The organism is Nostoc sp. FACHB-888, assembly GCF_014696655.1.
Lineage (GTDB): Bacteria > Cyanobacteriota > Cyanobacteriia > Cyanobacteriales > Nostocaceae > Nostoc.
Genome location: NZ_JACJQM010000151.1, coordinates 1 through 10078, shown reverse-complemented (window position 1 = coordinate 10078; position 10078 = coordinate 1). Strand labels below are relative to the sequence as shown.

Here is a 10078-nt window from a genome sequence, read left to right as displayed (position 1 = left end):
GTGATCGCTAAAATCTTTGTCAATAAGCAGGGTTTAACGAGATTATTTTTACGTCTATTGAGAATAGTCTAGTCTTATTGACATGATGCGGCCGCCCTGACTGGTACTCTGCCAAGGAAGAAGGCTTAGGCGATTTGTATGAAGGACTTTTAGAGAAAAATGCCAGTGAGAAAAAATCAGGGGCAGGGCAATACTTTACGCCGCGTCCTTTGATTGATTGCATGGTCGAACTCATTAAACCGCAACCGGGGGAATTGGTGCAAGACCCCGCAGCAGGAACGGGTGGATTTTTAATTGCCAGCGATCGCTATATCAAAAAACACACGGATGATTTATTTGATTTAAACGAAGCTGAACAGTCGTTTCACCGCTACCAAGCATTTTACGGCATTGAGTTGGTGCAGGATGCCCACCGACTATTATTAATGAATATGCTGCTACATGGCATTGAAGGTGCTGTGGACTTGGGCGATACTCTCTCTAGCGAGGGGCAGCAGTTACCAAAAGCTAATGTCATTCTTACCAATCCCCCCTTTGGAACGAAAAAGGGTGGCGGACTGCCAACACGGGATGATTTTACATTTACAACGTCAAACAAGCAGTTAGCTTTTCTACAGCATATCTATCGCGGACTGCTACCCGGAGGACGGGCGGCAGTGGTGTTACCAGATAACGTGCTGTTTGAGGATGGGCAAGGACGCAGCATCCGCGCCGATTTAATGGATAAGTGTAACCTGCATACAATTTTGAGATTGCCTACAGGGATTTTCTATGCCCAAGGTGTGAAAACCAATGTGCTGTTTTTCCAACGGGGAACGACAGACAAGGGTAATACCAAGCAGGTGTGGTTTTACGATATGCGGACGAATATACCTATTTTTGGCAAGCGGACTCGTTTAACTAGAGAGCATTTTAGTCCCTTTAAAGAGGTTTACGGCGATGATGCTAATGGGGGAAGTCCGCGTGTTGACCAAGGCGAGTCGGGACGCTGGCGCTGCTTTACGCGGGAGGAAATTACTAAACGCGGCGAAAACCTGGATATTACTTGGCTGCGGGATGAAAGTTTGCAGTCGGGGGATAATTTACCAGAACCGGATATCATTGCAGCCGCTATTATGACGAAATTACAAACAGCGATCGCGGAGATGGAGGCTTTGACGGCGCTGCTGGAAGGAGAAGCGGAAACCGAGGAAGTTTCGCTTCTAGAATAAAAATACCCAATCACAATAGGAGTAGTAATAGTAGTGTGTGAATACTAATGAGTCCAGAACAAGAGTTATTAACCAAGTGGCGTTCTCTTCCACAAGACAAACAAGAGTAACTTTTTATTAGGAGGAAAAGACAATGGATAGTATAAAAATCCGGTCGCATGTGGGTAAAGATGGTATTTTACATTTAGATATCCCAGTAGAAATGCCAGATACAGAAATTGAAGTTACGGTAACAATTCAAAGAGTTACACCACAACAACGGGGCTGGATGCCTGGGTTTTTTGAAGAGGTAATTGGTGGTTGGGTAGGAGAACCGCTAGAACGGGCAGAACAGGGAGAATACGAAACTAGGGAGCAGCTATTTTGACTTATCTGCTCGATTCTAATGTCTGTATCCGTTTAATCAATAATAGTAGTCCTGCGGTAACAACTCGACTGGCATCCCAACAACCAGAAGATATTTTAATTTCCACGATAACCCAATTAGAACTGTACTATGGTGCTTACCGTAGCGCCCAACAGGAGAGAAATTTAGAAATATTGCAACGTTTTTTTAGTCAATTTAGTATTATACCTTTAGACCCAGAAGCCGCAAGGATAGCAGGGAGAATTCGGGCTGAGTTAGCTGCTAGTGGTACGCCAATTGGCCCTTATGATGTGCAGATTGCTGCTATTGCAATGACGAATAATTTGATAGTCGTTACGCATAATACAAAAGAATTTATTCGGGTAAATGAGTTACAAATTGAGGATTGGGAGGAAGAAGGTTGAGTAGCAATTATTTAAAAATAGAAAATTTATCCAATAAAAAAATTCCTAATGGTTGGATAATTTGTAAATTTGGAGATTTATTTGACATCAAAGGTGGTACTCAGCCTCCTAAATCTGAATTCAGCCAGCATCCTCAACTTGGATATGTTCGTCTTCTTCAAATTCGAGACTTTGAATCTGATACCTATGTAGTGTATATCAAAGATAACAATCGTTGGCAAAAATGTTCTGAAGAAGATATATTAATTGCTCGATATGGTGCTAGTTTAGGGAAAATATGCACAGGTAAAAGTGGAGTTTATAATGTAGCTTTAGCTAAACTTATTTTTGATAATCAAGAATTAGATAAAAGATGGGTAAAAGCTTTCTTGGAAACGCCTTTGTTTCAAGCACCATTGTTTTTAGTATCTAGGTCGGCTCAAAATGGTTTTAATAAAGATGAGTTATTTCCTCGCATTGTTCCCCTCCCACCCCTCAACGAACAACGCCGGATAGTTGCCAAAATAGAGGCACTGAAGGCTCGGAGTCAGCGAGTGAAGGAGGCGCTTGAGGATATTCCTCAACTGCTAGACCAGTTCCGTCAATCTGTCCTCGCCGCTGCCTTTTGTGGCGACCTCACTGCTGATTGGCGGGAGCAGAATCCTGATGTTTTTGAATGGGAAACAACAACTTTACAAGAAGTAATAAAAGGTAAACCTCGAAATGGTTATTCTCCTAAACCAGTTGACTATCCTACAAAAGTAAAAAGTATTACATTAACTGCAACTACATCGGGAAAGTTTAAACCCGAATACTTTAAATATATTGATGAAGAAATTTCTATAGATTCTTATTTATGGTTAAGTCCAGGAGATATTTTAATACAAAGAAGCAATACTATAGAATACGTTGGAACTTGTGCAGTTTATAATGGTAGCTTTGGCGAATTTATTTATCCTGATTTAATGATGAAGATTCAGGTAATAGAAGAAAAAGCAACCTCTGAATTTATATTTTATGCTCTTTCAAATAAAGCTACTCGATTATATTTCAGAAAAAATGCAACTGGTACGGCAGGTAATATGCCAAAAATTAATCAACCAATTGTAATGAACACACCTGTTTCTTTGCCGTCCATTGCAGAACAAAAAGAAATAGTTCGTCGAGTAGAATCTTTTTTCAAAGCTGCTGAGACAATTGAACAACAATACCAAGAAGCCAAAGCCAACCTAGATCAACTCGACCAATCTATCCTCGCCAAAGCCTTTCGCGGTGAACTCGTACCTCAAGATCCCAACGACGAACCCGCATCCGTCCTGCTAGAACGCATTCGCGCAGAACGTGACAAACTCCAAACTAAAGCCGCTAAGAAATCCACCCCACCAACTGGCAGACAACGCAGCAAAAAGGCATCGCCGCAGGAAGCAGAGCCAGTGCAGCTAGAACTGGGTTTGGAGTAGTACAGACAAGCAGGCGATCGCATTTACAAGAAAATTGACGGCAGACAAAAGCTAAAAAGCTAATTTTACAAAAAGCTAAAAAGCTAATTGGCTAAATTTATTAATTGACAAAATAATTAAATGACTATACGTTAAATAGCTAATTTAATAAATATATTTATGCTGACAATAACCGTAAGCTCCTTGAGTGGCGGTCAGGGCAAGACTACAACATCGCTGTTTCTGGGGCGGTTGCTATCGCGTCAGGGTTTACCCACCTTGATGCTAGACTCCGACCCCCAACATAATCTCACCACCTATCTAGGTTTCGAGTTGGAACCCAACCAACCAACCCTATTAGAATTTCTCAAAAAAACAGTTGCACCAGAAGACTGCATCTACCCGACTCTAGATAACGATAATTTATTTTTAATCCCGTCCGATGATCAACTCGATACCGTGCAGGATTATTTATCTAACAGTGGAGTAGGTGCAACATTACTCAAGCGGCGATTGGAAGCGGTCAGCAAAATATTCAAAGTCTGCATTATCGATGCTCCACCCCAGCGATCGCAAATTTGTTTAACAGTGATCGGCGCAGCAGATTTTTTGATTATCCCCGCAGAGGCATCAGTTAAAGGTTACGGTTCCCTCGTGCGGACGCTCGACTTATTGAACGGCTTACAAGATGTTGGTGCAACAGATGCCCAAGTATTAGGTGTTTTACCGTTCCGCGATCGCTGGTTTGGTAAAACCCAAGCACAAGAAAGTCGGGCGGCTGTAGATGGTATGCGCGACGAAGTGGGCGAGGGGTTAGTTCTACCATCAATCCGCGAGTCAGAACGCTATAAACAAGCCATCAACAAACGTACAACCCTCTCGCAGTTGGGATATAACGACTTGGAATATCCATTTGAAATTTTAGTTGAGAAAATTCGTACTTCACTTGGGGCTAAATAAAAATGTCAGATAACGTACTCAACCAATTACGCAATAAACGTAATCGCCCGACAGTTGAACCACGTCAGGATGCACTCGTTTCTAAAGTACAATCCCAAACAGAGAAACAAAACTCATCACAAGAATCCAGCACAGTTACCGAACCAGCCAACCCAACTGCTGCACCAGCAGACACAATCGCCGAACTCCAATCCGAACTCGAAAAATACCCAGAAACCCGACGGCATTCAGCGATCGTTTTAGAAAAAGACCTAGACCAAAAATTAACACGATTTTGTAAAGACAGGGGAATTACAGTTGAGGTCTTTCTAGAAGCTGCCTGGACTATTGCTAGTGCCGATAACGCACTTGTAGAAAAAATCACTACAGAAGCCAAGCACCGCTACGACCAACGCAAGCGAGTTGGGCAAATTAAACGGTTAATTACAATGTTGAGCAACTCGTCCAAAAAAACATAATGATCGTCCCAGTGAAAAAAAGGAATAAAATCAGCGATCGCTAATTGGTGCTGGTTCAGCTTAAAGAGTAGATTAATTTTATCGGTTTAATTGGGCATTTTAACTATAGGGATTATCTGATCTGTAACTCCTATCACTGCTCCAATTTCAACGTAATTTTATGCCTAAATATTGTCGTGACCAAGCCAGAGACGAACTTTGGTTAATGATGGGTGGTGGAGCCGCAGTAGGAGTTGCTGGTGGTGTTCCTGTTATTGGTGCGTTCACCTTTAATACTGGTTTAATTGCTGTACAGGCATCTGTAGTAACTCGGATTGCCCAAGTTTATAATGTTGATTTAATCCCTGCTGGTGGTGCAGGAGCAGTTGCTGGTGCGATTATAGCGATGGGTGGAGGACAGTTACTTTTCAGGATTGGCGGTGGTATAGCAGGATTTATTCCCGGCATCGGTCAAATTGTTCAACCTACAATTTAGGGAAAAAGTTGTGGAACTCAATAGTCAAAATCTACACCCTACCTCATCTGATTTACCTCAAGTACCTCCAGCGGACTGGACAACGACCCGTAGGAAAATACTCTCCTGGCTGAATCAAAATAGTAGCTCTCTAGCAAATTTGTATGAAGGTGCAGTTTGCTTAACTTTTGGAATCCTAATTCCTGGTAGATTAAGATTTATATCTCATGCTGTTCGTGAAATTCGTAATAGATTGCCTGATTCTATTCCTAAAATAAGTGAAAGACTTGAATATAAAGATGAAGTTGAAAACCTAGCAGATATTTGGGAGAGTAATGGCTTTGGTTTAGATGAAATACCTTTAGAGAGTGAAGAAATTACTATTAATTTTCAAATATTTAGTAAAATTCAGCAACTTATAAAAAAACATAAAGCAGTAAGATACAACAATAAAAAAAGAACCTTTCTCTTTTTTGAATTATGTATTTCTGAAAATAAACTTGACCTGAATATATTAGAACCTATAGTCAATCACTACTGGGAAATAACAGAGTGGTTTATGGAACAAGCACATGAAACACATGATAGCGCTAAACCTAAATTAGATCCTGATGATCTGAAAATCCGTCATCAATTTGAGTTATTTGAGTCATTTCTTGCTACATTTGCTCAAAATTTCTACACTACTGTAGATAAACTTGATGAAATCTTACAAGAAGACAATCCTCAGCAGATAGAGAAAGTTATAGGATTCCTGATTCACCCACAGCATTTTAGTTACTTTTTCAATCGTCTACAAAATCCAGAGTGGATTAAACCGTTAAAGGATAAAGGGTTTTTCAAGAATCCTCCGCAAATTATTGAAGATGTTAGTCAAGGCACTGTCAGCTTTCCTATGTGGTCTCAGTCTCGCTATCTAGTGCGAATGGCTAAACACAAGCCGAAAGAGGTTCTAGAAATTGCACGACAGATAGAAAGCAACAATCCCCGTATCCATGAAGATTTTGTTGATGCTGCACTTGAAATGGCATCACAAGAAGCAGTGCAATTAGTTCCTAAAGTTAAAACTTGGATTGAATCATTATACTCATCCTCTCTACTTCCAGAAAAAGTTGCTGCCTTCATAGTACATCTTGCTCAAGGGGGTCAGATTAAAAAGGCACTAGAACTGGCTAGAACATTACTTGCTGTTATGCCAGATTCTAGTTTGAACAATGGGGACGATAATGATAACAATGTTTACCTTCCCTTGCCTAAACCAAGAATACGTTTCAGTAACTCGCATTATCGAAGAATTTTAAAAACCTTAGTGCCAGAATTAGTAAAGATAGTGGGTGAAAAAGCGTTAATTATGCTAATTTTTCTGCTTAATGATGCGATTAAGTTCTCTAGACGTAATGCAGAAACTGAGGAAAAGCAGAATAATTCGCCTATCTTGGAGGATTACTCACGTATCTGGCGATATGCAATTGAGGATCATCCTCGAAATCATCTTCCTTACGATGTTACAGAAATTTTGGTAGAAGCAGTAAGGGATACAGCAAAACAGATATTAGAACAAGATCGGACGAAAATCCGAAATATTGTTCAGAAGTTGGAGGAGCAACGCTGGCGAATTTTTCATCGCATCGCACTTTACCTGATTCGTGAGTATCAAGATGTAGACCGCAACTTGCTGATTGAAAAGCTGGTTGATTCTCAGCGATTCAGAGATACTAGTTCTTACGAAGATTATGAGTATGCACACTTACTCAGAGATAATTTTGGTCAACTTTCTGTAGAGAAACAAGCGCAAATTCTAAGTTGGATTGAAAATCCTGAACTTGACTGGAATTGGCAAGAAGATCAAGAGACAAAAGCTGAATGGGTTAAATATTGGCAATGTCACAAACTTACAATAATAAAAGATAGTCTTTCAATATATTGGCGTGAACGCTATGATGATTTAGTCAATAAATTTGGCAAGGAGCTTGAACTTTCAGATATTGTTTCTGGAGGTGTAGGTGAGGTTAGAGTCTTAGGTCTTCAAAGTCCAAAGACTGACTCAGAATTAGAATCTATGAGTATTGAGGAGCTAGTTGCCTTTCTTAGAACATGGGAGCCAAATTCTCCAGATCCCTTTGAAGAACCATCACGCTCAGGGCTAGGATCTGCTCTGGCAAGACTAGTTGAAAAAAGTCCTGAACGTTATGCACAGGGAGCCGCTCAATTCCAAGGTCTACACGCAAGATATATATCGAATTTGCTTAGAGGTTTGCGTCAAGCTTTAAATAATCAATCAAAACAACAGCAAGAAATAAGAGAATTTGATTGGATATCTGTTCTAAGTCTCTGCAATTGGTTAGCAGAGAAATCTGAAGAATTGAAGAAATCTCAGACAATTTATAACGAACCCAGCAGCAATTGGCTCGAACCTTGCCGAACAGTGGTAGACTTGCTTGGAGTCGGACTGAACGTTGATACAATAGCAATTGAGTTTAATTTTCGCGATCGGGTTTGGAACATCCTCAGACTTTTAACTCAACATCCAGACCCCACGCTAGAAAGAGAAATGGAGTATAGCTCAAATAATAATTATAGTGAACTGGCAATTAATACTGTTCGCGGGGAAGCAATGCACACAGTTGTTCGCTATGCCCTCTGGATTCGTCGCCACTTTGAGCAAATACTTGAGAGTGAAGAGCATTTGCAACGAGGTTTTGATGAAATGCCAGAAGTACGGCAGGTACTTGATGAACATCTTAACCCAAATATAGAGCCATCTTTAGCAATACGCTCAGTTTATGGTCAGTGGTTTCCTTGGCTGGCTTTACTAGATCCGCTATGGGCAAATCAAAGCATAGGAAAAATATTTCCACAAGATAAAATTTTCAGCAATCTGCGACGTGCTGCTTGGGAAAGCTACATTAATTTTTCTGGTATTTATAACAATGTTTTTGATTTACTACATGAGGAATACCGCTATGCAGTTGAACAGATCGATCCCACCTCGATTGAACGACAAAAACTGACACATACTGATGAAGGTCTTGCCCAGCACTTGATGACTCTCTACTGGCGTGGGAAGCTGAATTTGGATGAGCCAGGAGCATTGGCAAGGTTTTTTGAGTTAGCTTCTGATACGTTACGTGGCTATGCTCTCGAATTTGTGGGGAGAAGTCTTAATAGGACAGAAAATGAGATAGATCCAGAAATACTTAATAGTCTCCAATTGCTCTGGGAAAAGCGTTTGGAAACAGCACGTAATTCTACCGAACGTAGTTCCTATGCCACTGAACTTGCTGCTTTTGGCTGGTGGTTCGGTTCTGGGAAATTTGATGACGTTTGGGCTATTGCACAGATTAAACAGATTCTTGAGCTAACTGGCAAAGTAGATCCTGACTTTTTGCTGCTCGAACGTCTAGCTGTACTTGTTGATACGATGCCAGAATCATCTGTCGAGTGCCTTGAATTGCTCATGAAAAATGATAAGTCTGGTTGGAGTATCTACGGTTGGCAGAATGAAACTAAGGCTATCCTCAGTAAAGCTATTCAAAGCACCAGTGGTCAAGCAAGAAAAACTGCTGAAAATATTATTCAAGATTTGGGCAAACGCGGACACTGGGAATATCGGAATTTACTTCCTCCTTCTGGAAGCAAATAACCCTATTCGGCATCACCGTAGCTTGAGTAGCGATCGCTTGTTTATTGCTCTCAAAATTATTCAGGTAAACTGGAGCTATCTACAATAATTCTCCTGCCGCATCGACTTCATCGCGGTCAATATCCAAATAAAAAGTTAAATTGGCGATGCTGGTATGTCCAGATCGCTTTTGCAGTGTTGGCAGTGGCACTCCGGCCTTATACATTTTTGTCAGCCCAGTCCTTCGGAAGGAGTGAGAACTGATACCCTTGAACCCTACATAGTCACAGGCTTTGCGTAATGCCAAGTCCGCTGACTGCCGGGTACGATGCCCCTCCTTCCGACCAGGAAATAAATACCCAGTTTTGGGTAAGCCACACTCAATTATTAATTCCGCTAGTTTTGCAGATATCTTCACTTCCCTGGTTTTTTTGGTCTTGGTCGTGCTGGCGCGGAAGATAATCCTCTCACCCACAATATCTCCTTTGGTGAGCTGAAGTGCCTCACTTATGCGGCATGATGTGTAATAGCAAATGCCAAAGAGCAATTTATCAGATCGTGAAAAAACGCTCATCAATTCTTCCAGTTGTTCGTCGGTCAGCACAGATGCTTGACCGTTGCGGCGAATTTTCATACTTGCCCAGACTTGCTCTTTTGTTAGTTCAGCAAGGTCAGTAACCGAGATGCGCGACGTGAAAAAACTAGATTCAAACTCCAGCAATCGTATTTAGCTATCCTAGTCAAATTAGCTACTTCGTGTAGGTAAGGGATGCTCAGGTTTAGGAAATTTTGGATTAAATTTTATTAATGCTATTCCTGTCAGGACAAAAATCAAAGCAATTAATGCTGTAACTAAAAAAAGCCTGTGAGGTTTCTTTGTTTGCTGAGAAAATGATCCAGGAATTATTTTTGTTGTTGTCAAGAGTTCTAAATCCCTTAACACTTCTGTAGCTGACTGGTATCTTTGCCTGAAGTCGTAACGCACCATTTTATCTATAACTTCTGCTAACTGGTGGCTCACCTGTGCTTGATTGCGCCAATCAATTTCTCCTGTATTGGGATTTTTTGACAATCCTAAACCAGATGGCTCTATTCCTGTTAAGGGACTTCCAGAAAATAAACTATTCCATTACCAATAATGATAATCATTTTAGAGGGGAATGAAGGGGCTGCCGTCGGCAGCC

The 10078-nt window shown here is 40.9% G+C and carries 10 protein-coding genes; 8 read left to right on the top strand and 2 right to left on the bottom strand.

All coding sequences use genetic code 11. From position 1 onward, the window contains the following. Window positions 1-134: 134 nt before the first annotated feature. From H6G26_RS34205 to H6G26_RS34170, 8 genes are all read left to right on the top strand, one after another. Entirely contained in the window at window positions 135-1211 is a 1077-nt protein-coding gene (locus tag H6G26_RS34205; RefSeq protein ID WP_277883941.1) for an N-6 DNA methylase, read from the top strand. 133 nt (window positions 1212-1344) lie between these two features. After that, window positions 1345-1578, top strand: a complete 234-nt coding sequence (locus H6G26_RS34200) for a hypothetical protein (protein WP_190735538.1) — start codon at window positions 1345-1347, stop codon at window positions 1576-1578. After that, window positions 1575-1982: a type II toxin-antitoxin system VapC family toxin gene (locus tag H6G26_RS34195; RefSeq protein WP_190735536.1), complete on the top strand. Its 408-nt coding sequence runs from the start codon at window positions 1575-1577 to the stop codon at window positions 1980-1982. Before H6G26_RS34200 ends, H6G26_RS34195 begins: the two co-directional genes overlap by 4 nt. Then, complete coding sequence (locus H6G26_RS34190) at window positions 1979-3421, top strand: restriction endonuclease subunit S (RefSeq protein WP_190735534.1); 1443 nt, start codon at window positions 1979-1981, stop codon at window positions 3419-3421. Before H6G26_RS34195 ends, H6G26_RS34190 begins: the two co-directional genes overlap by 4 nt. A 159-nt stretch (window positions 3422-3580) precedes the next feature. Beyond that, entirely contained in the window at window positions 3581-4360 is a 780-nt protein-coding gene (locus H6G26_RS34185) for a ParA family protein (RefSeq protein WP_190735532.1), read from the top strand. Between the two features lie 2 nt (window positions 4361-4362). Then, the gene (locus tag H6G26_RS34180) at window positions 4363-4818 is read left to right on the top strand and encodes a hypothetical protein (protein WP_190735530.1); all 456 of its coding nucleotides are present in this window, start codon (window positions 4363-4365) and stop codon (window positions 4816-4818) included. 160 nt (window positions 4819-4978) lie between these two features. Next, window positions 4979-5293: a hypothetical protein gene (locus H6G26_RS34175; protein ID WP_242054080.1), complete on the top strand. Its 315-nt coding sequence runs from the start codon at window positions 4979-4981 to the stop codon at window positions 5291-5293. 10 nt (window positions 5294-5303) lie between these two features. Next, window positions 5304-8915, top strand: a complete 3612-nt coding sequence (locus tag H6G26_RS34170; RefSeq protein ID WP_190735528.1) for a hypothetical protein — start codon at window positions 5304-5306, stop codon at window positions 8913-8915. Window positions 8916-8994: 79 nt separating this feature from the next. On the opposite strand, the gene H6G26_RS34165 is transcribed toward H6G26_RS34170, so the two are convergent. Continuing rightward, window positions 8995-9615, bottom strand: coding sequence for a tyrosine-type recombinase/integrase (locus tag H6G26_RS34165; protein WP_199327210.1), 621 nt, complete (start codon window positions 9613-9615; stop codon window positions 8995-8997). A 24-nt stretch (window positions 9616-9639) separates the two neighbouring features. Further along, window positions 9640-9966 (bottom strand): hypothetical protein, encoded by a 327-nt coding sequence (locus H6G26_RS34160; protein WP_190735542.1) that lies wholly within the window; start codon window positions 9964-9966, stop codon window positions 9640-9642. Window positions 9967-10078 lie beyond the last annotated feature (112 nt).

Excerpts from the sequence above, each read along its gene's own strand:
- H6G26_RS34200 (WP_190735538.1), top strand. The coding sequence starts at position 1,345 with ATGGATAGTATAAAAATCCGGTCGCATGTGGGTAAAGATGGTATTTTA.
- H6G26_RS34185 (WP_190735532.1), top strand. The coding sequence starts at position 3,581 with ATGCTGACAATAACCGTAAGCTCCTTGAGTGGCGGTCAGGGCAAGACT.
- H6G26_RS34180 (WP_190735530.1), top strand. The coding sequence starts at position 4,363 with ATGTCAGATAACGTACTCAACCAATTACGCAATAAACGTAATCGCCCG.
- H6G26_RS34175 (WP_242054080.1), top strand. The coding sequence starts at position 4,979 with ATGCCTAAATATTGTCGTGACCAAGCCAGAGACGAACTTTGGTTAATG.